At 62.2% G+C, this 26364-nt stretch carries 10 protein-coding genes and 4 pseudogenes; 8 read left to right on the top strand and 6 right to left on the bottom strand.

Annotation, left to right across the window (positions count from 1 at the left end; all coding sequences use genetic code 11):
• Genes trbK-alt through IVB26_RS35595 form a run of 6 tightly spaced genes read left to right on the top strand, consistent with a single transcriptional unit; the run spans position 1 to position 4901 of the window.
• On the top strand, positions 1–321 hold the full coding sequence (gene trbK-alt, locus IVB26_RS35620; protein WP_247532052.1) for a putative entry exclusion protein TrbK-alt: 321 nt from the start codon (positions 1–3) through the stop codon (positions 319–321).
• Entirely contained in the window at positions 318–1679 is a 1362-nt protein-coding gene (gene trbL, locus IVB26_RS35615; RefSeq protein ID WP_247969579.1) for a P-type conjugative transfer protein TrbL, read from the top strand. The genes trbK-alt and trbL overlap by 4 nt, the downstream gene beginning before the upstream one ends.
• Positions 1680–1682: 3 nt before the next feature.
• The gene (gene trbF / locus IVB26_RS35610) at positions 1683–2372 is read left to right on the top strand and encodes a conjugal transfer protein TrbF (protein ID WP_018457215.1); all 690 of its coding nucleotides are present in this window, start codon (positions 1683–1685) and stop codon (positions 2370–2372) included.
• Positions 2369–3448: a P-type conjugative transfer protein TrbG gene (gene trbG / locus IVB26_RS35605; RefSeq protein ID WP_247969578.1), complete on the top strand. Its 1080-nt coding sequence runs from the start codon at positions 2369–2371 to the stop codon at positions 3446–3448. Before trbF ends, trbG begins: the two co-directional genes overlap by 4 nt.
• On the top strand, positions 3439–4647 hold the full coding sequence (locus tag IVB26_RS35600) for a TraB/TrbI/VirB10 family type IV secretion system protein (protein WP_247969577.1): 1209 nt from the start codon (positions 3439–3441) through the stop codon (positions 4645–4647). The genes trbG and IVB26_RS35600 overlap by 10 nt, the downstream gene beginning before the upstream one ends.
• Complete coding sequence (locus tag IVB26_RS35595; RefSeq protein WP_247377240.1) at positions 4644–4901, top strand: DUF2274 domain-containing protein; 258 nt, start codon at positions 4644–4646, stop codon at positions 4899–4901. The genes IVB26_RS35600 and IVB26_RS35595 overlap by 4 nt, the downstream gene beginning before the upstream one ends.
• Here the strand turns inward: IVB26_RS35595 and IVB26_RS35590 are convergent.
• Positions 4865–5776: a LysR family transcriptional regulator gene (locus IVB26_RS35590; protein ID WP_247969576.1), complete on the bottom strand. Its 912-nt coding sequence runs from the start codon at positions 5774–5776 to the stop codon at positions 4865–4867. The genes IVB26_RS35595 and IVB26_RS35590 overlap by 37 nt on opposite strands.
• Before the next feature lie 860 nt (positions 5777–6636).
• Positions 6637–7098 (bottom strand): annotated as a pseudogene (locus IVB26_RS35585) (transposase); the annotation flags it as partial.
• A 277-nt stretch (positions 7099–7375) separates the two neighbouring features.
• On the opposite strand from IVB26_RS35585, the gene IVB26_RS35580 reads away from it, so the two are divergent.
• Positions 7376–7621, top strand: coding sequence for a helix-turn-helix domain-containing protein (locus IVB26_RS35580; protein ID WP_247377244.1), 246 nt, complete (start codon positions 7376–7378; stop codon positions 7619–7621).
• 99 nt (positions 7622–7720) lie between these two features.
• On the opposite strand, the pseudogene IVB26_RS43565 reads toward IVB26_RS35580, so the two are convergent.
• The 4 genes and pseudogenes from IVB26_RS43565 to IVB26_RS35565 form a co-directional block, all read right to left on the bottom strand.
• A pseudogene (locus tag IVB26_RS43565) lies at positions 7721–7792 on the bottom strand (hypothetical protein); the annotation flags it as partial.
• 284 nt (positions 7793–8076) lie between these two features.
• Positions 8077–8903 (bottom strand): annotated as a pseudogene (locus IVB26_RS35575) (IS5 family transposase).
• 91 nt (positions 8904–8994) lie between these two features.
• Positions 8995–10038, bottom strand: a pseudogene (locus IVB26_RS35570) (D-amino acid dehydrogenase); the annotation flags it as partial.
• Between the two features lie 529 nt (positions 10039–10567).
• Positions 10568–11434: a Fe(II)-2OG oxygenase family protein gene (locus IVB26_RS35565; protein WP_156929122.1), complete on the bottom strand. Its 867-nt coding sequence runs from the start codon at positions 11432–11434 to the stop codon at positions 10568–10570.
• An 898-nt stretch (positions 11435–12332) separates the two neighbouring features.
• On the opposite strand from IVB26_RS35565, the gene IVB26_RS35560 reads away from it, so the two are divergent.
• Positions 12333–26354 carry a non-ribosomal peptide synthetase gene (locus IVB26_RS35560; RefSeq protein WP_247969575.1) on the top strand — a complete coding sequence of 4674 codons (14022 nt, stop codon included), beginning with the start codon at positions 12333–12335 and terminating at the stop codon, positions 26352–26354.
• The last annotated feature ends 10 nt before the right edge of the window (positions 26355–26364 follow it).

Here is a 26364-nt window from a genome sequence, read left to right as displayed (position 1 = left end):
ATGGAGCGCTCGGATATCCTTCGCGTAGGCGCGATGATCATTGTGTTCGCGATTTTTCTTGCCACGCTGCACGTCATTCATCGGCGTCCGGCGGAGCGGCCTATATCCGATGCACCCTCTGTCTCCGCTCCCGATAATCTCTCGGCCGAGCTGCGCCGCTGCCGCGCGCTTGGCCCCCAGGATGCCGAAGATCCGCACTGCCAGGCGGTCTGGGAGGAGAACCGCGCGCGCTTCTTCGGCGGGCCGGCGCGGCCACTTCTGCCGCAGGCCGCGCCGGCCACACAGCCGACGACGAGTGCTCCACAGGGAGAGAAGCCGTGAACAACGTCGGCGTCATCGACACCTTTCTCAATACCTTCACGACCTACATCGATTCAGGTTTCGGCCTGATCAAAGGCGAGATCACGTATGTTTCGTCGACGTTGATCGTCATCGACATCACGCTCGCCGGCCTGTTCTGGGCCTGGGGCGCAGACGAAGACATTCTCCAACGGCTGGTGAAGAAGACCCTCTACATCGGCTTCTTTGCCTTCATCATCACCAACTTCACCAAGCTCTCAGGCATCATCTTCAATAGCTTCGCTAGCCTCGGACTGAAGGCCGGCGGCTCATCAATCTCGACCGCGGACTTCCTGCGGCCCGGCCGACTTGCGCAGGTCGGACTCGATGCCGGGCAACCGTTGCTCGACTCCGCAAGCCAAATGATGGGCTTCACCAGCTTCTTTGCGAACTTCGTCCAGATTGCCGTGCTGATGGTGTCCTGGCTACTCGTGCTGATCGCCTTCTTCATTCTGGCGGTGCAACTGTTCGTAACGCTGCTCGAGTTCAAGCTGACGACGCTTGCCGGTTTCATCCTTATTCCCTTCGCGCTTTTCAACAAGACCGCCTTCCTCGCGGAAAAGGTGCTGGGCAACGTCGTTGCCTCCGGCGTGAAGGTCATGGTGCTTGCTGTCATCGTCGGCATCGGCACCGGGCTCTTCTCCCAATTCACAACTGCCTATGCCGGCGGGGAGCCGACCATCGAGCAAGCGCTCTCTGTCGTGCTGGCGGCACTCGCCATGCTCGGCCTCGGCATTTTCGGTCCGGGCATCGCCACCGGGCTTGTGTCGGGCGCGCCGCAGCTTGGCGTCGGCGCTGCCGTCGGCACGGGCCTCGCCGTCGCCGGCACGGCTATGGCGGGTGGAGCTGCGCTTGGGCTCGCCGGAAGGGGGGCGATGGCGGCTAGTTCCGGTGCTGCGGCCGCCGCGCGTGGTGGTGCGGCGATGGCGGGCGGTGTGTCCTCCGCCTACAGCCTCGCATCGGCCGGTCGGTCCGGCGTTGGCAGCGTCGCGTCCGGTCTCGGTGGCGCAGGCCGCGCGGCGGCAAGTCACGCGGCAGCTCCCGTCAGACGCGCCGCTTCCCAAGCGGCGGGGGCAATGAGAGAGAGCTTCACCTCCGGTGCCCGTGCCGGCGTCGCCAACACCGGTGGCTCCTCGACGATGGGGACCATCGGGAGTGGCGAGGCTGCACCCGATGGAGCCGAATCTCAAGCAGCGAGCGAAAGCGGTCCGCCCGCCTGGGCCCAGCGCGTCAAGCGCAATCAGACCGTCATTCACGGCGCTCAGACAGCCGCGCAAGCCCTCAAATCCGGCGACAGCCATGGTGGCGGCCACTCCGTCGACCTCTCGGGAGGAGAATAAGAAATGTCAGTCTTCCGGCGATCGTCGGTCCGCTATGGCCGCACCCCCGAACCCGAAACCCCCTACCAGCGCGCGGCGCGGGTTTGGGATGAACGCATCGGCTCCGCCCGCGTGCAGGCCAGGAACTGGCGGCTGATGGCCTTCGGTTCGCTGATCCTTTCTTGCGGCCTCGCTGGTGGGCTCGTCTGGGAATCCGCGCACGGCACCGTCGTTCCCTGGGTGGTGCAGGTCGACAAGCTCGGGGAGGCGCAGGCCGTGGCGCCAGCCACCGCGGACTACAGGCCGAACGACCCGCAGATTGCCTGGTATCTCGCCCACTTCATCCAGATCGTTCGCTCGCTTCCGGCCGATCCAATTATCGTGCGGCACAACTGGCTGCAGGCTTATGATTTCACGACCACGGCGGGCTCGGTGGCGCTGAACGACTACGCCCGCGCCAATGACCCCTTCGCCAATCTCGGCAAGCAGCAGGTCGCGATCGACGTCTCCAGCGTCATCCGCGCCTCGCCCGACAGTTTTCGCGTCGCTTGGGTCGAGCACCGCTATCAGGACGGAGCGCTCGCCGGCACCACACGTTGGACCGCGATCCTCACCATCGCAATTGCGCCGCCCACGGACGCCGATCGGCTGCGCAAGAATCCACTCGGCATCTACGTCAACGCTATCAACTGGTCGAAGGAGCTGGGACAATGACCCCGCCGAATTTCTCGAAAGCCGGCGGTCCGGCTTGGCGCTTTTCCATCGTTCACCAAAATTGGAAAGACGGCGATACGTCTTTCCGTCAACCCGCCTTTGCGGCTTTGCTGATGGTCGCCTCGGTGCTTGGCGGCTGCGCGCACAATTTCATCCCGCCCGACATCAACTATGACACTGCGGAGCCGGCAGCGCTCACCACTGATCCGCCGCCGCCCGTCAAGATCGTGGAATTGCCCCAGCCCCTGCCGCTCCCTGGGCAGTTAAAACCGCTCGCTTGGAGCAAGCGCACGCCCGAAGCCGCCGATCCGAAGGTTCGCGTCAAACAGGCCAACGCCGCCGCACGGGTGCAGCCGGTCCGCAATGGCTTCATCAACGCGGTACAGGTCTATCCGTTCTCGGGCGGAGCCCTCTACCAAGTCTATACGGCGCCGGGTCAGATCACCGATGTCGGACTCCAAGAGGGCGAGCAACTCGTCGGCTCCGGTCCGGTCGCCGCCGGTGATACCGTGCGCTGGATCATCGGCGATACCGAGAGCGGTGCGGGCGCGACCAAGAAGATCCACATCCTGGTCAAGCCGACGCGGCCGGAACTGGTCACCAATCTCGTGATCAACACCGATCGGCGGACCTACCTCCTCGAGCTGCGCTCGACGGAGAAGACCTACATGGCCTCGGTCTCCTGGCAGTATCCCGAGGACCAACTGATTGCACTTCGGCGGCAGAATGCGGCGGCTGAAACCGCAGCTCCCATTGCGGCCGGCGTCGATCTCGCCGCGATCAACTTCCGCTACGCGATCGAGGGCGACGATGCGGCCTGGCGTCCGCTGCGCGCCTTTGACGACGGAAACAAAGTCTACATCGAATTCCCCACCGGCATCGTCCAGGGCGAAATGCCGCCGCTGTTCGTCATCGGTCCGGCCGGCGGCTCCGAACTGGTGAACTACCGAGCGAACCGCAATTACTACATCGTCGACCGCCTGTTCGCTGCCGCCGAATTGCGTCTTGGCGACAAGGATAGCGAACGGCGCGTGCGCATCGTCCGCACCGACGGAAGGCCGCGCTCATGGCGATAGGCAACGAAGACGAACGTCAGAGCGACATCCCGCCCGTCGCGCCGCCCGACCTTCGGCTCCGAGGCGAGCGGCCGCGTGTCACACGCCTCTCGCGCAAGGTGCTTATCGGCCTCGGCGCGGTGTCTGCCCTCGCAGTCGCGGGCGCGCTCGGCTATGCCCTCCAGACCGGCAACAAGTCGCAGACCGGCCAAGAGCTGCTCAGCACTCAGAACCGACCTTCGGCCGAGGGCCTAGCCGGGTTGCCGAAGGACTACACCGGTCTGCCGCGTCAAGCGCCGCCGCTCGGGCCGCCGTTGCCCGGCGATCTCGGCAAGCCGATCCTCAACGCAGGCGCTGCAGCGAATACCGTGGTCCCGGGAATGACGTCCGATCCGGAGGCGCAGCACCGAGCCCAGGAGATCGAGGCGGCGCGCGTCAGCCGTCTGTTCGCCCAGACTGTTCAGCAACCACAGAGCATCGGCCAAGTCATCCCGAATACCTCGAACGGAGCCACGACGCCGCCGGCCACGACACCACCCGTCGATGCGGGATCCACCCAGAACATGCAGGACCGCAAGGAAGCCTTCCTCAACGCTTCCACCGACAAGCGCACGGTCAGTCCGGACCGGCTCGAGGCCAAGGTCTCGCCCTATGTCGTGCAGGCGGGCACCGTAATCCCGGCTGCACTCATCACGGGCATCAGGTCCGATCTGCCAGGCCAGATCACCGCTCAGGTCACCGAGGCGGTGTACGATAGCCCCTCCGGAAAATATCTTCTGATCCCCCAGGGGGCCAAGCTGATCGGCCAGTACGACAGCTCGGTTGCGTTTGGTCAGAGCCGCATTCTCCTGGTCTGGACCCGCATCATCATGCCGGACCGCAACTCGATCGTGCTGGAGCGCCAGCCCGGCGCCGATACCGGAGGTTATGCCGGGCTCGAGGATGAGGTCGACAACCATTGGGGCATGCTGTTCAAGGCCGCGGTCCTCTCGACCATGCTCAGCGTCGGAGCCGAGGCGGGTACGAGCCAGAACGAGAACAATCTCGTTCAAGCGATCCGCAGCGGCGCATCCAACAGCATCAGCCAGACCGGCCAGCAGATCGTGCAGCGCCAGCTCAACATCCAACCGACGCTGACTATCCGGCCAGGTTTCCCGGTTCGCGTCATCGTCACGCGCGATCTCGTGCTGGCGCCGTACCGGAAGGGAGCAACACCGTGACAAAGCTCAAGCTTGGACCACTCGAAGACGACAAACCAGTCAAGCTCACCGTCGAGCTGCCGGCGGCGGTCTTCAGGGATCTCAAAAGCTATGCTGAGATCCTAACGCGTAGTGGAGGCACGACGACGCCGACCGAGCCCGGCAAACTGATTGCGCCGATGATAGAGCGATTCATGGCAACCGACCGCGCTTTTGCGAAGGCCCGACGAAATGCGGCTCAGCCCGCACCTGGATCAGCCGAGAGATCCGGATAGCGCTCGCGAAGCAGGTCAAGGAACGGACGTAGCGATGGATTGCCGTTGGCCTGCCGCCAGTAAGCGCGGAAGCTCAGCCGGGTCGGACCCTCGGCGTCATGCACCTCGCGGAAGGTGACACCCGGATAGGTCGCGCCGGTCGCACCTTCCAAGGCCAACAGCATTCCCCAGCCGGCGCCGACCAGGGTGAGGAGCCGATCGAGCGACGCATCATGACGAAGTACCGGGCATGGATCGGAAGTTCCCAACTTGCTGATGAGCAGTTTGTGGAATTCCGGTCCAGGGCCGTGCTGTGACAATAGTAGGGCTTCATGCCGCAGTTCGCCCCAGTGAACTACATTGCGGGCTGTCAGCGGATGGTGTTCGGGAAGGGCGACGACGACACGTTCGCTCCACACCAATAATGACTTGTCGCTCCACCTCGGATTGGGCTCGGCCACGAACGCGATATCAATGGCGGAGCTGGCGAGATCGGACATCAAATCGTCGCTCGATCCGTCGACGAAATGCGGTTTGACATCAGGGAAGCGCCGCTGGTGCTCGAGAAGGGTGGCCCGTAGATTGCCGGCGGAGAATGAGGCGTGGATCCCGATGTTCAATAGACCGCTCTCGCCGCGCCAGCGGCTCTTGAGGCGGCCGGTCATCGCCTCAGTATCATTCACGATGCGCCGGGCAGCATCGAGGAATTCCTGACCTTCGATGGTCGGTCGCGTACCGGCTTTAGTGCGCTCGAAGATGGCACCGCCCAACTTATGTTCGAGATTGCGCAGGCGGCGACTCAGCGTTGACTGCTTAACCCTGAGGGTCTCTGCCGCTTGGCGGAGGCTTCGGTGCTGGGATGCGACGATAGCCCAGCGTAGATCTCGAAATTCCATTGGCACGGTCGAAGCGCAACCCCCTCTAGCTCGTATGATTCGGTGCTACCATGCCAAACCGCAGTTGGGATCGATCAAAAAAACAACTGGTAGTAGAATTTTCTTCCAAATCAATGGGAAGCAAAGTTTCAATCTAAACGGGTAAAATCGGGAATATCCGCAGTGGTGGCCCGATCCTGCGCGAACCTGCCCAGGGCATTCGCTTGCTGAACTGCTGTCCATCGGGCCGGGAGCTTGCTTGCTTTGCCCTGCAATCATTCGGAGAATCTTGTCGAGGGAACAGCGAACTGTGCATCGGTCGAGTGACATACAATCGGACGATCCACAGACTGCAGAAGCCGGTTGTGATAAATAAATCCCGAGTTTGCATGGACGAGGTTTTCCGGTTTCGAGCCTGTCGCGCCGATTGCGTTATATGATGAGCCGAACTTGCGCGCGGGTTTGACCGTGATTCACCATTTCGGGTCGATTTCCCGGGCGTATCGCCTGGCCGGATTGGCGCGACTCGACGTCCGATAGCGCGCGCCTGCCGCCGCCGTCAGTTCCTTCCGCGTCACCATGGTTAGCCGCCCCACCTTCGCCCCCGGTCGTTCCCGATCCAAGGGAGCAATTTACGTGAGGCAACGGCTTAGCATCCGGTAACAATTAAGGTGAGGCAATGCGACCTTGTCATCGACGGCAGTGTGCTGCTTGTAAGCGGGCTCCAGCCGCCGGTTTCGGGCATTGGTGGCCATTGTCGCATCGGGGATCAGTCGTGCAGACCTTTTGTACTTCCCGCTTTGCGGCCCTTCTCTCATCCTCACTTCCATCTTCGCCTTGATTTTCGCTCAGCATATCCATCACATGCTGCTCGGTGAGGCTGTCCCAACTCACGTTGGCGCGGATCAGCGACGCATCGATGTGAACCACTTCGGCTGTTGCGATCTTGGCCTTCAGGCAGGCCTCGACCGTGCGTTTGAAGATCCTACGGAATCGCTCTTCGCCCCAGCGCTGGCGGATGCGCGTCAGGCTTGAATGGTGCGGTAGCTGCTCGTGCAGGCCATAACCAGCAAACCAGCGAATGGCGATGTTGACCTGAGCCTCACGGATCAGCTTGCGATCGTGTACGATCCCGGTGAGCAGACCCGCGAGCATCAGCCGTACCGCGGCTTCCGGATCGATGCCTGGCCGACCGTCGTTCGCGCAGTCGGAGACCTCTTCCCTTAGCCAAGACAGGTCGAGCACACGATCGACCGCGCCAGCACGTGCTCATCTGGGACGAGCTGTTTCAGCGAGCCCGTGATGAAGAGCTCCAACTGATCCCGCTCCTTGCGCCCCAGCATCTCGTTTGCTCCGCCGATCGCGAATCGCCGACGAGAACGGAATCAGCCAATTGGAGCTTTTTCAACGACCCCCATGTGCGTGAGTTGCTAGATGTTCCAGAACGTATCTTCGAACCGACGTAGGCGCACGGCGCGATGGGGCTAATAAGTAGGCGGAAAATCTGACCGCCATTTCGGGCGAGGCCACATTCTACCTGTTGGCAGTTCCCAACGATCAAATCTAATAGGCGGGTTATAGCCAGTGATTTGACGCCCGAGCTCATGGCATGCTTTGCACATGGAAACTCGTGCACTTGTGGCTTGGAATGTGCGTCGGATTCGGATTAGCCGCGGCATTTCGCAAGAGAAATTGGCTTATCAGGCCGGCGTTGACCGCTCCTATTTGGCCAGTCTTGAGCGGCAATCGAAAAACCCGACAATTGATCTGCTCGAGCGCATCGCCGAGGCGCTGGACGTTCATTTGTCCGAATTCTTCGTTCGGCCTGTGACGCCCAAGACCTTTCCTAAAGATCGCAACCGGTGAGTTTACGTCGTCGTTGGACGGGTTAGCCATTTTATGCGATTGGGCAGAGCGCTCGAAGATAGCACCACCCAACTTATGTTCGAAATTGCGCAGGTGGCGCCTCAGCGCTGACTGCTTAACTCCGAGGGTCTCTGCCGCTTGGCGGAGGCTTCGGTGCTGGGATACGACGATCGCCTAGCGTAGATCTCGAAATTACGTCGAAACTTATGACAGCTTGCTCGTGACCAAGATTTCTCTTGAAGGGAGCTTGCACTGCTTCGCGCCGCCTCGTCCGCCCGTTCACTGTTCCTATGGCCCCGATGGGGACAGTCACTTTCGCAGTCCTGCTAGCGCTTGCGATCCTTCCTGCCTGGCATATTGGTCCATACGAGGATGATGCCTTTGTGGAAGCCACACACCCTTCGCGCGCGAGTCTCATCGTCCAAGTTCAGTCGACTCGTTCCTTAGAGCCTGACTCAAAATTGCATTGCTGTTTTTATCGCTGCGATGCGCCTTGTCATGAGTTGGACAGAGGCGAGGAAGAGCCAGGCAGTTGCGCTTTCGATGGTTCGCTCGAAGTCCTTGGCCAATCTGCGGTTGCGGCCGAGCCAGGCGAAGGTTCGTTCGACCACCCAGCGGCGCGGAAGCACCTCGAAGCCCTGTGCGGCATCGGAGCGCTTGATGATCTCGACAGTCCACCGGCCGATCTTTCCAGCACCGCCTTGAGCTTTTCGCCGGCATAGCCGCCATCGGCGAAGATATGGCGCAGCCAGGGGAAGCGGTAGCGAATGCTGCACAGGACATCTGGCGCGCCGTCGCGATCCTGAAACGATCGCTCCGACCAGGAGCCCTTGGGTGTCGGTGACGATGTGGCGCTTTCGACCCTTGATCTTCTTTCCCGCGTCGTAGCCGCGAGGGCCGCCACTTTCCGTAGTCTTGACCGATTGGCTGTCGATCACGCCGGCCGTGGGCGAGGCCTCCCGGCCGATCGCCTCGCGCGCCAGCATCAGGAGTGCGTGGTGATCGATTGCCACAATCCGTTGTCGCGCCACTGGTAGAAATAGTACTGCACCGTGGTCATTGGTGGAAACAGAGTGGGCGGCAGCATGCGCCACGGCAATCCGCCGCGCAGCAGATAGAGCACTGCCTCGACGATGTCGCGATAGCTCCATTTCGGGCGCCGCCCGCGCTTGGCCCGCACAGGAAGCAACCTCTCCAGCACGCCCCATTCCGCATCCGTCAAGTCGCTTGGCAAACGCAGCTCCTCTCGGGCAAACTGTGCCCGGGTGATATCAGTCCACATTCTCGATCCTTTGATGCTTCGCAACACCGATGGAATGAGAACTCGCTGATATCACTCAACTTATTTTTCGGTCGGACACTTAGGCGTAGAACTATTCGTAACGCTCTAGTCCGAAATCCGCAGCTTCAATGTCAGGCCTTCGACCAGAGACAAGGTCAGCTATGACCCGTGCGGAGCCGCAACTCATCGTCCAACCGAGAGTGCCATGTCCTGTGTTCAAGAATAGATTACTAATTCTGGTCCCGCCGATAATTGGCGTTCCATCCGGCGTCATCGGTCGTAGCCCTGACCAGAAGGACGCGTTTTTGGGATCTCCACCGGGAAACAGATCCATCACGGAATACTCCAGCGTTAGCCGGCGTGCCTCGACGAGGTCATTGGTGTAACCCGAGATTTCGGCCATTCCGCCGACACGAATGCGATCCCCGAGGCGGGTAATCGCAATCTTGTATGTCTCGTCCATGACCGTCGATTCGGGGGCGCGCGAAGTGTCGGTAATGGGAATCGTCAGCGAGTATCCCTTGACAGGATAGACTGGCAACTTGAATCCTATCTTCTTGAGGAGAAGCGGCGAATAACTTCCCAGTGCGACAACGACCGCGTCCGAACGAATAGCCCCGCGATCGGTGATCACACCACGCACTCGGCCGGCTTCGATCTCCAGTCCATTGATGCAATGTCCGTAACGGAAATCGGCGCCCAATGCAGCGGATTTCTGCTCCAGTGCATGGGTGAACTTGAAGCAATCGCCGGTCTCGTCCTTCGGAGTCAAAAGTCCTCCGACTATTCGATCGCGAACATGGCGCAATGCGGGTTCGACCCGAACGCAACCGTCTCGATCGAGCACCTCAAATGGAACGCCATCTGCTGCAAGAGCCTTCACGTCCTTTGCTGATGCATCGAGCTGCTGTTGTGTTCGAAACACCTGCAGGGTTCCCTGCATGCGTTCGTCATAGTGAAGCGAGGCTTCCGCCCTTACCTCGGCAAGCGCCTTGCGACTGTAGTCCGCCAGACGCAACATTCGTCCCTTGTTGAGGGCATAGCGGCTGGCTGTGCAGTTGGACAGCATGCGGCCGAGCCAAGATAGCATCGCGGCATCAAGCTTCGGGCGAAGGATCAATGGCGCATGCCGCAGCAAGTGCGTCAATGCTGACAAACGGCTGAGCTGTCAAAGGCTCAGCGTCAGGGCATGCCGTCCTGTCGAACATCCACGCTGGAACTTCCAGGCAACGATCTATTTTCGATCCATCAAGAGAGCAGCGGAAAGCGACATCATTAGCCTTCTCGACCCTTCCATGAACGCAAACTCGGCGACCAAACCAGGGATGATGTCGATAAAGAACCTCGCGAAGAACGATCCTGTGGGCGTTCTTGAGCCTTGTTGTATAACGAAGAACGGCCCCATGGGGCGATCGGCAATTGACCGCCGATTTTGCTGCACAACCACGTTGGCGCAACCAGCCCGCGAACGTGACAGAGGCGCAAAACTCTAGTTCTGGGTGGTCCAAAGTTCGGTCTCGCTACAAAACCCCCGAGACTCTAACTGCCGCTGGATGAAAAGCAGTGGCAGGTCACTCCTTCGTCAGGCTAATCGCTGTCGCTCGGGGATGCTGCTCATGCACCCTTGAAGCAAGACTCAACTTTCAGGAAAAGTGGGGACTACGCTAGGCCAATGCCACGGCTATCCTTCGAGTGCCCGGTGCCGATGTCCAATTGTTCACCGCATGCGCCCAAGTTAGGTTGTTCAGAATAACAAGGTCCCCTGGTTTTAGCTTGAGAATAATCTCGTCACAAAAAAGTTTCTCGTAATCGGCGCCTGAACACCAGCTCCGTCCTGCATTAACGGGGTCCAGTTGGTGCAACTCAAAACCGTTCGGCGGGAACTTGAGAAGTTCGCGCTCCTGCAACATCCGAACGAAAAAGTGAAGACAGCTTTGGTCAACACTACCAATGTTATCCCAAAGGACATTCACATCGCGCCCTAGGAGAAGGGAAAAGCTTCTTTTCGGCCTTGCCATAACAATCGCCAGCAAAAGGCCCGGGATCTCGGATTTCACCTCGGCTACTATTTGGTCATCTGGTACCAAATAGTCATCCGGCGAGCTCAGACGATAAAGTGCTTTTGCACGAGTGATCATGCCCCGAGACAATGGCTTTGATCCAGGTAATATTTTTGTCGTTTTTTCTCGTAAAAGTCCCCATGCCTCACTTGTGTCGTCGATGTTCAATAGGATTGTTTCTCCTCCGTCTTTACTATTCTCGAAACAATAAAAGCACGACAACTGCATATTAGATATTCTATCTCCTTCGGAATGCGGGGTGACAAACTGATAATCATCTCGGGAATTAACGCTCATGAAGTATTTGTTGATCCGCCGTCGGTGACCAAGAAAATCGGAAAAGCCGGCCTCCAGCTCTAGCTTTTTTTGCAATCCCAGTTCACCGGCAATTTGATGTACGAGGCCGTCCGACTCGCTCGGTGAGACATTACGAATCAAAATGACACAGTCTCGACTGAGTGCCTCGATCACGCAAGTCACATCCAAGCCGCTGCACCCAAGGGTCAACAGCATGCGCCGATGTGAGAGATCAGGAGTCAGTTGTGGTTGCGACATTCGCCGTGGACCCGTTCTTCGTCGCATTCGTCGCCTCACGAGCAAGGGCCGTGCCACAGACGTCAGCGGGCATTAAGCGAAAACGCTACTTAGTGCCGAGCCCCGGCCAATCTGCGAAAACGCGATGCGTGGCGAACTTTGCAACATCGAGCGGAATCCCTGCCGCAGGACCCTCTCTCACTCGACGAGCAGACCACCTGGAGAAAGCAGCGGCGAGCATTTTGGCTCGCAAAGGCAATGCGGGCAAGGCGCGGGCGCCCGATCTTGAGTGGTCGTCGCTGTTGACGGCGCGTGCTGTTGTGTTGAGCTCTGTTCGGTTCAAGGCGTTAATGTCCCAAGCCCGACGGCATGACGGCAAAATTCTGGCAGCCCGGCGAGAAGCGAATTGTTTTCTTCAGAATGAGCTCGCAGAAGGTCATTGGCGCGTCCGTTACTTAACGTGAGCGCCAAGGAGATTCTGCTGTACGCGCGGTGATGACGGCGGCTGTTGCAGATCTTCCGACGACTTTGCGGACGCCCATGCGGTGATCGTCGCCAATGACGTCCGTATTGTTGTGCTGAGCTGTGTCTGGTTCAGGACGTCGATGTCCCAAATCCGACGGCGGCATTCCGAGCGAGGCGCGCGTTATTTCTTCAGGAAACGCTCGCAGTACGTCATTGGTATGTCGATTGCTTGAAATGCGGGGTGATCCGTTACGGCCTTCATCGTAACCCCTGTCTAAGAGTTCAGATGAAACTTGCTACACCGGTTGGCTCTTGCATCTTTGTTGGTGGTGGTACGCTAGCTGTTAGATGTGCTCAGCTAGTGATGGAGATGGGCCACGTGATCCGGGCGGCGCTGTGTGCCGACGCCATATTCCGCGATTGGGCCGCTCTCGCCGATATCTTGTGTGTGACGAGCATTGAAGAGCTATCTGCGCTGCTCAACGCCGAGCCAGTCGAGTGGATATTTTCCGTTGCCAATCCGTTCATATTGCCAGCAGATGTGTTTGGGAAAGCGCGTAGAGGCGCTTTCAATTACCACGACGGTCCGTTGCCGCGATATGCCGGAACTCATGCGACGTCTTGGGCGCTTCTTGCCCGTGAGACCGAACATGGCATCACGTGGCATCGTATCGATCACGGTGTTGGTACTGGTGAGCTGGTCGTCCAACGCCGAGTGTTGATTGCGACGAGCGATACTGCGCTGACGCTGAATCTCAAATGTTATGAGGCTGCTATCGATGGCTTCCGCGAGCTTCTAACTGGCTTAACAAATGGAGAGCTTAGTGCTCGTCCGCAAGCGCTAGCGGACCGAAGCTTTTTCCCGAAAGGTCGACGCCCAGATGCTGCGGGCTGTCTGCGATGGGATCGATCCGCACAAGATCTGGAAGCGATGACGCGCGCCTTAGACTGTGGCCCGTATCATACCAATCCATTGGGGTTGTCCAAGGCTCTCGTAGGCGATGACGTTGTCGTCGTCAGGCGCTTGGAGGTGACGGCTCGGCGCTCGGGTTTTGCTGCGGGGGCTTTAGTTGAGATCCACCCCAGCCACTGGCGTGTGGCGACAGGGACAGAGGATGTTGATGTTTGGCTTAGCAGCTTGGATGGTAAGGCTCTGGATGCGCGGGCACTCGCGAGGCGTTCTGATTCCCATGTAGGCGACCGCCTTCCGATTCTGAGCGATGACGAGGCGCGGAGCATAACGGTTGCGCATGAAATGTTGGCGCCTCGTGAGAGTTTTTGGCGACGGCGGCTTGAACAGTTCAAAACATCCCAGCTTTCCTTTTTGTCGTCTTCAGTAGCTTTGGCTGCACCTCAATGGCAGTTGAGTTCATGGCGAATTCCAGGTGCTTTGGCTGAGCTGTCTCCCAGTAATCGCACGGAATTCTTGCTAACGGCTTGGCTGATCTACCTAGCCCGCATCACGGGAGAATTAGAGCTTCAATTGGGATGGACTCCCGCGCCGAGTGGATCGCGAGCGGGCTTGAAAGCGCTCGAGGTGCTTGTCGCTTCTGTTGTGCCGATGGCAATTACCATCGATCTCGACAATGATTTTGCAGAGGCGCGCACGGTGGTGGCGGCCGAATTCGCTCAGCTGAAGGAGCAGGATAGCTTCGCGCGAGATCTTATCGCGCGCTGCCCAACGTTGCTCGGTATGGAGGCGTTACGATTGCGCCGGCCCTGGCCCATTGGCGTTATGCTTACTGTAAGTGGCGAGTCTGCCACTGGTGACCTAGCTTCGAGCCCGACTTCTGAGGCAGCCCTGCCCGGTGAGGCGTTAACATTTGAGGTTTGCGCTCTAGATGGCAGCTTTCGATGGCACTTTGATGCAAGTCGCTTGGAGCCCAAGCATATCGACCGTATGACCCAGCATTTGCAAAATTTGCTATGTGCTGTGAAGGCAGATCCGCGGCAGCCGGTGGGGCGGATTGAACTCTTGTCATCCGCTGAGCGCGCGTCTCTGCTGGAGGAGCTGAACCGGACGGCATCGGCCTATCCGTCGGACGTGTGCATCCACGAGCTGTTTGAGGCACAGGTTCGCCGTGCGCCGGACGCGGTGGCGGTGGTCCATGAGGAGGAGCGGCTAAGCTATGGCGAGCTGAATGCGCGGGCCAACCGCCTGGCGCATCATCTGATCGGGCTCGGGGTCAGGCCGGACCAGCCGGTGGCGATCTGCGTTGCGCGCAGCGTGGCGATGGTGGTCGGGCTGCTGGCGATCCTCAAGGCGGGCGCGGCGTACCTGCCGCTGGACCCGGCCTATCCACCGGCGCGGCTGCGGCAGGTTCTCGACGATGCGGCGCCGCGGCTCCTGCTGGCCGATGCGGCCGGGCGATCGGCGCTGGGCGCCGATGCGCTACGCGATGTGAGCGTGGTGGATCTGGCGGCGACGCCGGAATGGGCAAACCTGCCGGCGTCGGATCCGGACCCGCGCGCGCTTGGCCTCACCTCACGCCATCTCGCCTATGTGATCTACACCTCCGGATCAACAGGCACCCCCAAGGGGGTCATGGTCGAGCATCGCGGAGTGGTGCGTCTGGTGGCGGAGAACGATTTCGTCGAGATCTCGCCGCAGGACGTTTTTCTCAACGCGTCCTCGCCGACATTCGATGCGACCACGTTCGAAGTCTGGGGAGCCTTGGCGAACGGCGCCAGTGTTGTGCTCTATCCCGAACGCTATCTCTCGACGGCAACGCTGGCCCGGATCATCCAAGACCAAGGCATCACTATCGCTTGGATGACTGCGCGGTTGTTCGACGTCTATGTCGGGGAGGGGCGGAGCACCAGTGGGCTGCAGCAACTGCTGGTCGGGGGCGAAGAGGTCTCAGCCAGTTCCATCAGAGCATGTCAGACGCGACATCCGACGCTGCGAATCTCAAATGGCTACGGCCCGACCGAGAACACCACCTTCAGTCTCTGCTACCCGGTGCCTGCTGGCTTCGACGGCCAGCAGCGGGTGCCACTGGGACGACCAATCCGGAATTCGGTGGTCTATCTGCTGGACGGTCATGGTGCGCCGGTTCCGTTTGGCGCGGTCGGGGAGCTCTACGTCGGCGGGGCGGGGGTGGCGCGCGGTTATCTGAACCGGCCCGAGCTGACCGCGGAGCGGTTCATCGCCAGTCCCTTTGTGGACGGCGACCGGCTGTACCGCACCGGCGATCTGGCGCGCTACCTGCCGGACGGCAATCTGGAGTTTTTGGGCCGCAACGACGACCAGGTGAAGATCCGCGGCTTCCGGATCGAGCCCGGCGAGATCGCGGCGCGGCTTTGCGAGCACCCGTTCGTGCGCGAGGCGGTGGTGGTGGCGCACGAGGGCCCCGGCGGCGAGCAGCGTCTTGTCGCCTATGTGGTGTGCGCGCCGGAAGCAGCTTCGAACGGGCTGGAGGGAAGCGAGCTTGTCGGCGCCTTGCGCGCCCACATAAGTGCGCACCTGCCGGAGTACATGGTGCCATCGGCGTTCGTGCGGCTGGCGGCGCTGCCGCTGACGGTGAACGGCAAGCTGGACCGCAAGGCGCTGGCTGCGCCGGACGATGAGGCGTATGCGCATCGCGCCTATGAGCCGCCGCAGGGCGAGATCGAGATCACGCTGGCACAGATCTGGGCCGAGCTTCTGGGTGTTGAGCGGGTCGGACGCCACGACCACTTCTTTGCGCTCGGCGGGCACTCGCTGCTGGCGGTGCAACTGATCGAGCGTTTGCGGCGGCGGTCGCTGGGGGTTGAGGTGCGCACGCTGTTCGCCAGGCCGGTGCTGGCCGATCAGGCCGCAAGCCTGGGCAGTCATCAGGAGGTGGCGGTCCCGGCCAATCGGATCACCGAACAGAGTACGGCGATCACGCCAGAGATGTTGCCGCTCATCGAGCTGGCGCAGGACGAGATCGATCGGATCATCGCCACGGTACCCGGCGGGATCGGCAACATCCAGGACATTTATGGCTTGTCGCCGCTGCAGGACGGCATCCTGTTCCATCATCTGTTGGCGACAAAGGGCGATCCGTACCTGCTGGTATCGCAGATGGCGTTTGCCGAGCGTGGCGTGTTGGACCGCTATCTTGCCGCGGTCCAGCGGGTGGTGGATCGACATGACATCCTGCGTACCTCGTTTGTCTGGGAGGGATTGTCGCGGCCGGCCCAGGTGGTTTGGCGCCACGCATCGCTGGAGGTGAGCGAGGTCGAGCTGGACGGGTCTGCTGGTCCTGGCGCCGCGCAGCTTAAGTATCGGTTTGATCCGCGCCAGCACCGCATCGATCTTGGCCGAGCGCCCTTGTTGCGGTTTGTGATTGCGCGCGAGCCCGGCAGCGGGCGCTGGCTGCTGTTGGAGCTGCAGCATCATCTGATCGGGGATCACACGACACTGGAGGTGATGCGTGCCGAGGTCCAGGCTGTGCTGGAGGGACGCGAGCACGAGCTGAGCGCGCCACAGCCGTTCCGCAACCTGGTGGCGCAGGCGCATCTCGGCGCTGATGCCAAGGCGGATGAAGCGTTCTTCCGGGAGCTGCTGGCAGACATCGACGAGCCGAGCACGCCGTTCGGCTTGAGCGAGGTGCGCGGCGACGGCAGCGGGGTTCGAGAGGCGCAGCGGATGCTGCCGCAGCAGCTGAACGCGCGGCTGCGCAGCCAGGCGCGGCGGCTGGGGGTGAGCCTGGCCAGCCTGTGCCATCTGGCCTGGGGTCAGGTGGTGGCGCGCAGCAGCGGCCGCGAGCAGGTGGTGTTCGGCACGGTGCTGTTCGGCCGCATGCATGGCGGGGCGGGCGCCGACCGCGCGATGGGCCTGTTCATCAACACCCTGCCGCTGCGGCTTGATCTTGACGGCACCGCGGTCGAGGCGAGCGTGCGAACCACGCATGCCCGGCTGGTCGAGCTCTTGGCGCACGAGCATGCCTCGCTGGCGCTGGCGCAGCGCTGCAGCGGCGTTGCGGCGCCGGCGCCGCTGTTCAGCGCGCTGTTGAACTACCGCCACAACACGCCGGCGGCGGTCACCGCCTCCGCAGCCGATGATGCGCTGTCCGGCGTGGAATGGCTGGGCGAGGAGGAGCGCACCAACTATCCGCTGACCTTGTCGGTGGAGGATTTTGGCGAGGCGCTCGGGCTGACGGCGCAGGGGGTGGAGCCTATCTCGGCGGATCGGATCTGCGGCTACATGCAGCAGACGCTCGCGCAGCTGGCAGCGGCGCTGGAGCGGGCGCCGGACATGCCAGTGCGGGAGCTGGACATCCTGCCAGCGGACGAGCGCACCTATCTGCTGGAGGAGCTGAACCGGACGGCGGCGCCGTATCCTGAGCAGCAGTGCATCCATGAGCTGTTTGAGGCGCAGGTGCGCCAGGCGCCGAATGCGGTGGCGGTGGTCTATCAGGACCAGCGCGTCAGCTATGGCGAGCTCAATGCGCACGCCAACCAGCTGGCGCATCATCTGATCGGGCTCGGGGTCAGGCCGGATCAGCCGGTGGCGATCTGCGTTGCGCGCAGCGTGGCGATGGTGGTGGGGCTGCTGGCGATCCTCAAGGCGGGGGGCGCCTATCTGCCGCTGGACCCGGCCTATCCGCCGGCGCGGCTGCGGCAGGTTCTCGACGATGCGGCGCCGCGAGTGCTGCTGGCCGATGCAGCCGGGCGATCGGCGCTGGGCGACGGTGCGCTACGCGATCTGACGGTGGTGGATCTGGCGGCGACGCCGGAATGGGCAAATCTGCCGGCGTCGGATCCGGACCCGCGTGCGCTCGGCCTGACCTCACGCCATCTCGCCTATGTGATCTACACCTCCGGATCAACAGGCACCCCCAAGGGGGTCATGGTCGAGCATCGCGGCTTGGTCAATCTCAGCTTGGCTCAGATCGGGCTTTTTGGCGTTTATTGCAACAGCCGCGTAGTGCAGTTCGCCTCCTTCGGTTTTGATGCAAGCGCCTGGGAGCTTGTTATGGCGTTTGGTTCGGGAGCCACATTGCATTTGCCTGCGGATGAGCTCCGTCAAGCGAGTAACAAGCTATCGGATTATCTGCGAAGCGAAGCCATCACGCACGCGACGCTGCCTCCAGCCTTGCTTCAGGGAAGCCAGAAGCTGGAAGGCTTGGGATCGCAAGTTCTCATTCTTGCTGGAGAGCTGCCGAAGGCAGAACTCATCCGGAGTCTGGCTCCAGCATCCATTATCAATGCTTATGGACCTACCGAAGCAACAGTTTGTGCGGCGACCTGGAGTTGCCCCGATGGGTTTGATGGGGCCATTGTCCCGATTGGCCGCCCGATTGCGAACACGCGGGTGTATCTGCTGGATGATCATGGCGGGCTGGTGCCGTTCGGTGCGGTGGGGGAGCTCTACGTTGGCGGGGCGGGGGTGGCGCGCGGTTATCTGAACCGGCCCGAGCTGACCGCGGAGCGGTTCATCGCCAGTCCCTTTGTGGACGGCGACCGGCTGTACCGCACCGGCGATCTGGCGCGCTATCTGCCGGACGGCAATCTGGAGTTTTTGGGCCGCAACGACGACCAGGTGAAGATCCGCGGCTTCCGGATCGAGCCGGGCGAGATCGCGGCGCGGCTTTGCGAGCACCCGTTCGTGCGCGAGGCGGTGGTGGTGGCGCACGAGGGCCCCGGCGGCGAGCAGCGTCTTGTCGCCTATGTGGTGTGCGCGCCGGAAGCAGCTTCGAATGGGCTGGAGGGAAGCGAGCTTGTCGGCGCCTTGCGCGCCCACATAAGTGCGCACCTGCCGGAGTACATGGTGCCATCGGCGTTCGTGCGGCTGGCGGCGCTGCCGCTGACGGTGAACGGCAAGCTGGACCGCAAGGCGCTGGCTGCGCCGGACGATGAGGCGTATGCGCATCGCGCCTATGAGCCGCCGCAGGGCGAGATCGAGATCACGCTGGCACAGATCTGGGCCGAGCTTCTGGGTGTTGAGCGGGTCGGACGCCACGACCACTTCTTTGCGCTCGGCGGGCACTCGCTGCTGGCGGTGCAACTGATCGAGCGTTTGCGGCGGCGGTCGCTGGGGGTTGAGGTGCGCACGCTGTTCGCCAGGCCGGTGCTGGCCGATCAGGCCGCAAGCCTGGGCAGTCATCAGGAGGTGGCGGTCCCGGCCAATCGGATCACCGAACAGAGTACGGCGATCACGCCAGAGATGTTGCCGCTCATCGAGCTGGCGCAGGACGAGATCGATCGGATCATCGCCACGGTACCCGGCGGGATCGGCAACATCCAGGACATTTATGGCTTGTCGCCGCTGCAGGACGGCATCCTGTTCCATCATCTGTTGGCGACAAAGGGCGATCCGTACCTGCTGGTATCGCAGATGGCGTTTGCCGAGCGTGGCGTGTTGGACCGCTATCTTGCCGCGGTCCAGCGGGTGGTGGATCGACATGACATCCTGCGTACCTCGTTTGTCTGGGAGGGATTGTCGCGGCCGGCCCAGGTGGTTTGGCGCCACGCATCGCTGGAGGTGAGCGAGGTCGAGCTGGACGGGTCTGCTGGTCCTGGCGCCGCGCAGCTTAAGTATCGGTTTGATCCGCGCCAGCACCGCATCGATCTTGGCCGAGCGCCCTTGTTGCGGTTTGTGATTGCGCGCGAGCCCGGCAGCGGGCGCTGGCTGCTGTTGGAGCTGCAGCATCATCTGATCGGGGATCACACGACACTGGAGGTGATGCGTGCCGAGGTCCAGGCTGTGCTGGAGGGACGCGAGCACGAGCTGAGCGCGCCACAGCCGTTCCGCAACCTGGTGGCGCAGGCGCATCTCGGCGCTGATGCCAAGGCGGATGAAGCGTTCTTCCGGGAGCTGCTGGCAGACATCGACGAGCCGAGCACGCCGTTCGGCTTGAGCGAGGTGCGCGGCGACGGCAGCGGGGTTCGAGAGGCGCAGCGGATGCTGCCGCAGCAGCTGAACGCGCGGCTGCGCAGCCAGGCGCGGCGGCTGGGGGTGAGCCTGGCCAGCCTGTGCCATCTGGCCTGGGGTCAGGTGGTGGCGCGCAGCAGCGGCCGCGAGCAGGTGGTGTTCGGCACGGTGCTGTTCGGCCGCATGCATGGCGGGGCGGGCGCCGACCGCGCGATGGGCCTGTTCATCAACACCCTGCCGCTGCGGCTTGATCTTGACGGCACCGCGGTCGAGGCGAGCGTGCGAACCACGCATGCCCGGCTGGTCGAGCTCTTGGCGCACGAGCATGCCTCGCTGGCGCTGGCGCAGCGCTGCAGCGGCGTTGCGGCGCCGGCGCCGCTGTTCAGCGCGCTGTTGAACTACCGCCACAACACGCCGGCGGCGGTCACCGCCTCCGCAGCCGATGATGCGCTGTCCGGCGTGGAATGGCTGGGCGAGGAGGAGCGCACCAACTATCCGCTGACCTTGTCGGTGGAGGATTTTGGCGAGGCGCTCGGGCTGACGGCGCAGGGGGTGGAGCCTATCTCGGCGGATCGGATCTGCGGCTACATGCAGCAGACGCTCGCGCAGCTGGCAGCGGCGCTGGAGCGGGCGCCGGACATGCCAGTGCGGGAGCTGGACATCCTGCCAGCGGACGAGCGCACCTATCTGCTGGAGGAGCTGAACCGGACGGCGGCGCCGTATCCTGAGCAGCAGTGCATCCATGAGCTGTTTGAGGCGCAGGTGCGCCAGGCGCCGAATGCGGTGGCGGTGGTCTATCAGGACCAGCGCGTCAGCTATGGCGAGCTCAATGCGCACGCCAACCAGCTGGCGCATCATCTGATCGGGCTCGGGGTCAGGCCGGATCAGCCGGTGGCGATCTGCGTTGCGCGCAGCGTGGCGATGGTGGTGGGGCTGCTGGCGATCCTCAAGGCGGGGGGCGCCTATCTGCCGCTGGACCCGGCCTATCCGCCGGCGCGGCTGCGGCAGGTTCTCGACGATGCGGCGCCGCGAGTGCTGCTGGCCGATGCAGCCGGGCGATCGGCGCTGGGCGACGGTGCGCTACGCGATCTGACGGTGGTGGATCTGGCGGCGACGCCGGAATGGGCAAATCTGCCGGCGTCGGATCCGGACCCGCGTGCGCTCGGCCTGACCTCACGCCATCTCGCCTATGTGATCTACACCTCGGGATCAACCGGTTCGCCCAAGGGGGCACAGAATGAGCATCGGGCTATCGTTAATCGCCTGATCTGGATGCAAAACGCCTATGGTCTCAACGCAACTGATGTCGTGTTGCAGAAGACGCCATTTAGCTTCGATGTCTCGGCCTGGGAGTTCTTCTGGACCTTGCTTGAAGGGGCAACCCTGGTGCTGGCGCCGCCCGGTGCGCACAGAGATCCCGACGCATTGGTCGACTTGATCATCAACCAGCGAATTACGACGGTTCACTTCGTGCCATCCATGCTGGTCAGCTTTATGGATGCGAAGAGTGTTGACCGCTGCACGTCGCTGGGACGAGTTTTATGCAGCGGCGAGGCGCTTCCTGCCGCCAGTGTGCATAAGGTTCGGCGCCTCTTGCCTTGGACGGCCCTGCACAATCTGTACGGTCCGACGGAAGCTGCGATCGACGTGACAGCGTGGAGTTGTCCGGCTGAGTTTGATGGCGCCATTGTCCCGATTGGCCGCCCGATTGCGAACACGCGGGTGTATCTGCTGGACGGTCATGGGGCGCCGGTTCCGTTCGGCGCGGTCGGGGAGCTCTACGTTGGCGGGGCGGGGGTGGCGCGCGGTTATCTGAACCGGCCCGAGCTGACCGCGGAGCGGTTCATCGCCAGTCCCTTTGTGGACGGCGACCGGCTGTACCGCACCGGCGATCTGGCGCGCTATCTGCCGGACGGCAATCTGGAGTTTTTGGGCCGCAACGACGACCAGGTGAAGATCCGCGGCTTCCGGATCGAGCCGGGCGAGATCGCGGCGCGGCTTTGCGAGCACCCGTTCGTGCGCGAGGCGGTGGTGGTGGCGCACGAGGGCCCCGGCGGCGAGCAGCGTCTTGTCGCCTATGTGGTGTGCGCGCCGGAAGCAGCTTCGAACGGGCTGGAGGGAAGCGAGCTTGTCGGCGCCTTGCGCGCCCACATAAGTGCGCACCTGCCGGAGTACATGGTGCCATCGGCGTTCGTGCGGCTGGCGGCGCTGCCGCTGACGGTGAACGGCAAGCTGGACCGCAAGGCGCTGGCTGCGCCGGACGATGAGGCGTATGCGCATCGCGGCTATGAGCCGCCGCAAGGCGAGATCGAGACCACGCTGGCACAGATCTGGGCCGAGCTTCTGGGTGTTGAGCGGGTCGGACGCCACGACCACTTCTTTGCGCTCGGCGGGCACTCGCTGGTGGCGGTGCAGCTGTTGAGCCGGGTCTGGCAGGCCATTGGCTTCACACTGCCGCTGACCACGCTGTTTGCCAAACCGGTGCTGGCCGATCTGGCCGCGAGTATCATGGATGAGTTGAGCCGCTCCGGCGCGCAAGACCCGCCAGCCATTGCGCCGGTGTCGCGTGACGCGCCGCTTGTGCTGTCGTTTGCGCAGCAGCGGCTGTGGTTTTTGGCGCAGCTGGATCAGAGCAGCACGAACTATCACATTCCGCTCGGGTGGCGGCTCAAGGGTGGGCTCGACCGCAGCGCCTGGCAGCGCAGCCTGGACCGTGTGTTGGCGCGCCATGAGGCGCTGCGCAGCGTGTTTGTCGCGCCGGAGGGCAAGCCCTGGGTGGAGCTGCTGCCGGACGATGCGGGGCTGCCGGTTGTGGAGCACGATCTGCGGGACAGGCCGGATGCGGACGAGGCGCTATTGGGTCTGTGCAGGGAAGAGGCGTGCACGCCGTTCGATCTGGCGCGTGGCCCGCTGATCCGTGGCCGCTTGATCCGGATCTCGGATGAGGAGCACGTCTTCCTGCTGACGCAGCATCACATTGTCTCGGATGGTTGGTCGCTGGGCGTGTTGGCGCATGAACTCAGTCAGCTGTACCGGGCGTTCGTGGCCGGAGACGACGATCCGCTGCCGCCGCTTGTGATCCAGTATCCGGACTATGCCGCCTGGCAACGGCGGTGGCTAACAGGGGAACGGCTCTCGAACCAGGCGCAGTATTGGCGCAACGCCCTGTCTGGCGCGCCGGCCCGTCTGGCCTTGCGGACCGACCGGCCGCGGCCGGCACAGCAGTCGTTTGCCGGGGCCGGTGTGGCGGTCGTGATCGATGCGGATCTGACGCGGGGCTTGCGGCGGCTGAGCCAGCAGCATGGCACGACCTTGTTCATGACGGTGCTGGCGGGGTGGGCTGCGGTGCTGTCGTGTCTGTCGGGACAGGACGATCTTGCGATTGGCGTGCCGAGCGCTAATCGCGGTCGCCGCGAGATCGAAGAGCTGATCGGCTTCTTCGTCAACACCCTGGCGCTGCGGCTGGACCTGTCGGGCGAGCCGAGCGTGTCGGAGCTGTTGGAGCGGACGCGGCGCACGGCCTTGGGAGCGCAGGAGCACCAGGACCTGCCGTTCGAGCAGGTGGTGGAGATCGTGCAGCCGCCCCGGGCTCTTGATCACACGCCGTTGTTCCAGGTGATGCTGGCCTGGCAGAACAACGCCGCTGGGACGTTCGACCTTCCTGGGCTGATGGTGGAGGCGGCGGCAGACGGCTTCGATCAGGTCAAGTTCGATCTGGAGCTGAGCCTTGGCGAGCAGGGTGAGGTGATCGCTGGCACGCTGGGTTATGCCACGGCGCTGTTCGATCGCGCGACCATCGAGCGGCAGCGTGGTTATCTGCTGGCGCTGCTGCGGGCGATGGTTGCCGATGCGCAGCAAGCGGTCGGGCGGATTGAGCTGCTGCCAGCCGACGAGCGCGCATATCTGCTGGAGGAGCTGAACCGGACGGCGGTGACGTATCCTGAGCAGCAGTGCATCCATGAGCTGTTTGAGGCGCAGGTGCGCCAGGCGCCGAATGCGGTGGCGGTGGTCTATCAGGACCAGCGCGTCAGCTATGGCGAGCTCAATGCGCACGCCAACCAGCTGGCGCATCATCTGATCGGGCTCGGGGTCAGGCCGGATCAGCCGGTGGCGATCTGCGTTGCGCGCAGCGTGGCGATGGTGGTGGGGCTGCTGGCGATCCTCAAGGCGGGGGGCGCCTATCTGCCGCTGGACCCGGCCTATCCGCCGGCGCGGCTGCGGCAGGTTCTCGACGATGCGGCGCCGCGAGTGCTGCTGGCCGATGCAGCCGGGCGATCGGCGCTGGGCGACGATGCGCTACGCGATCTGACGGTGGTGGATCTGGCGGCGACGCCGGAATGGGCAAATCTGCCGGCGTCGGATCCGGACCCGCGTGCGCTCGGCCTGACCTCGCGCCATCTCGCCTATGTGATCTACACCTCCGGATCAACAGGCACCCCCAAGGGGGTCATGGTCGAGCATCGCGGCTTGGTCAATCTCAGCTTGGCTCAGATCGGGCTTTTTGGCGTTTGTTGCAACAGCCGCGTGGTGCAGTTCGCCTCCTTCGGTTTTGATGCAAGCGCCTCGGAGCTTGTTATGGCGTTTGGTTCGGGAGCCACATTGCATTTGCCTGCGGATGAGCTCCGTCAAGCGAGTAACAAGCTATCGGATTATCTGCGAAGCGAAGCCATCACGCACGCGACGCTGCCTCCAGCCTTGCTTCAGGGAAGCCAGAAGCTGGAAGGCTTGGGATCGCAAGTTCTCATTCTTGCTGGAGAGCTGCCGAAGGCAGAACTCATCCGGAGTCTGGCTCCAGCATCCATTATCAATGCTTATGGACCTACCGAAGCAACAGTTTGTGCGGCGACCTGGAGTTGCCCCGATGGGTTTGATGGGGCCATTGTCCCGATTGGCCGCCCGATTGCGAACACGCGGGTGTATCTGCTGGATGATCATGGCGGGCTGGTGCCGTTCGGTGCGGTGGGGGAGCTCTACGTTGGCGGGGCGGGGGTGGCGCGCGGTTATCTGAACCGGCCCGAGCTGACCGCGGAGCGGTTCATCGCCAGTCCCTTTGTGGACGGCGACCGGCTGTACCGCACCGGCGATCTGGCGCGCTACCTGCCGGACGGCAATCTGGAGTTTTTGGGCCGCAACGACGACCAGGTGAAGATCCGCGGCTTCCGGATCGAGCCCGGCGAGATCGCGGCGCGGCTTTGCGAGCACCCGTTCGTGCGCGAGGCGGTGGTGGTGGCGCACGAGGGCCCCGGCGGCGAGCAGCGTCTTGTCGCCTATGTGGTGTGCGCGCCGGAAGCAGCTTCGAACGGGCTGGAGGGAAGCGAGCTTGTCGGCGCCTTGCGCGCCCACATAAGTGCGCACCTGCCGGAGTACATGGTGCCATCGGCGTTCGTGCGGCTGGCGGCGCTGCCGCTGACGGTGAACGGCAAGCTGGACCGCAAGGCGCTGGCTGCGCCGGACGATGAGGCGTATGCGCATCGCGCCTATGAGCCGCCGCAAGGCGAGATCGAGATCACGCTGGCACAGATCTGGGCCGAGCTTCTGGGTGTTGAGCGGGTCGGACGCCACGACGACTTCTTCGAACTGGGCGGGCACTCACTACTAGCGGTGCGGCTTCTCAGTCGAGCGCTCGATGCCGGGTTCAAGTTTACCGCCGCCGATCTCTTCCAAGCTCCTGTTCTGAAGGAACTTGCATTGAAGGTTCATTTGGAGCCACAGCCCAGTAGTCCGGGAGTGATTTGTGTTCGCGCAACCGGATCGCAGCCGCCGCTGTTCTTTGTTCCCACAGGCTTAGGAGATTGTTCCTATATCCTCAACTTGGTGGAGGAAATGGACGCGGACTGTCCAATCTATGGTCTACCGTGGCCTTCTTTCAGTGAAGTTTGTTCACCAACTCTTGAAGCGATAGCCTCGCAAGTCATTCCGGCGATCAGGGAGATACGGTCCCGGGGTCCATATCGATTTGCTGGATACTCATCAGGCGGAATATTGGCTTACGCCATAGCCGAGCAGTTACTGAGCCTCAATGAAACTGTCTCATTTATGGCGTTCATTGATGTTACGCTACCCGCAAAGCCAGCCGGCATGACGCCCACCCAGATGGTATGCGATGTGGTGCTAGAAACTCTTGAACCCCTTGAGGACGAGCACTTTAAACTATTAAAGCGCTTTGCACGGCACAGTTCGATTGCTCAACTACTTGAGAAGGCTCATCAAATAGGAGCTATACCTCCGGATCACAATGATGCTTTGATGTACGAGAGAATTGAGCAGTTTCAAAGGGCGCTGCAGCTATATCGGGCTCCGTCGCTGCCGATTGAGGTACATCAGTTTTACGCGACGGATTCTTCCGTAAGTTGTCGCGCACGAATAGACAAGAGCTCAATAGCTCCAGAGATGAGCTCGCCGATGCGAGGCTGGGACAGGGTTTTGAGTGCAGCGGCCATTGATACCACACCGATTCCAGGCAATCACGCGACGATGATGAACACTCCAGAAAACCGCAAAGTCCTGGCACGCTCGTTATCAAGAGCCTTAAATAGCTCACCGACGTGATGATCTGAGG

It is taken from the genome of Bradyrhizobium sp. 195 (assembly GCF_023101665.1).
Taxonomy (GTDB): domain Bacteria; phylum Pseudomonadota; class Alphaproteobacteria; order Rhizobiales; family Xanthobacteraceae; genus Bradyrhizobium.
This window is presented reverse-complemented; position numbering and strand designations above follow the sequence as displayed.

What these genes read in the sequence shown, in the direction of transcription:
- IVB26_RS35560 (WP_247969575.1), top strand. Translation starts at nt 12,333, where the DNA reads ATGGGCCACGTGATCCGGGCGGCGCTGTGTGCCGACGCCATATTCCGC.
- IVB26_RS35580 (WP_247377244.1), top strand. Translation starts at nt 7,376, where the DNA reads ATGGAAACTCGTGCACTTGTGGCTTGGAATGTGCGTCGGATTCGGATT.
- trbG (WP_247969578.1), top strand. Translation starts at nt 2,369, where the DNA reads ATGACCCCGCCGAATTTCTCGAAAGCCGGCGGTCCGGCTTGGCGCTTT.
- trbF (WP_018457215.1), top strand. Translation starts at nt 1,683, where the DNA reads ATGTCAGTCTTCCGGCGATCGTCGGTCCGCTATGGCCGCACCCCCGAA.
- trbK-alt (WP_247532052.1), top strand. Translation starts at nt 1, where the DNA reads ATGGAGCGCTCGGATATCCTTCGCGTAGGCGCGATGATCATTGTGTTC.
- IVB26_RS35600 (WP_247969577.1), top strand. Translation starts at nt 3,439, where the DNA reads ATGGCGATAGGCAACGAAGACGAACGTCAGAGCGACATCCCGCCCGTC.
- IVB26_RS35590 (WP_247969576.1), bottom strand. Translation starts at nt 5,776, where the DNA reads ATGGAATTTCGAGATCTACGCTGGGCTATCGTCGCATCCCAGCACCGA.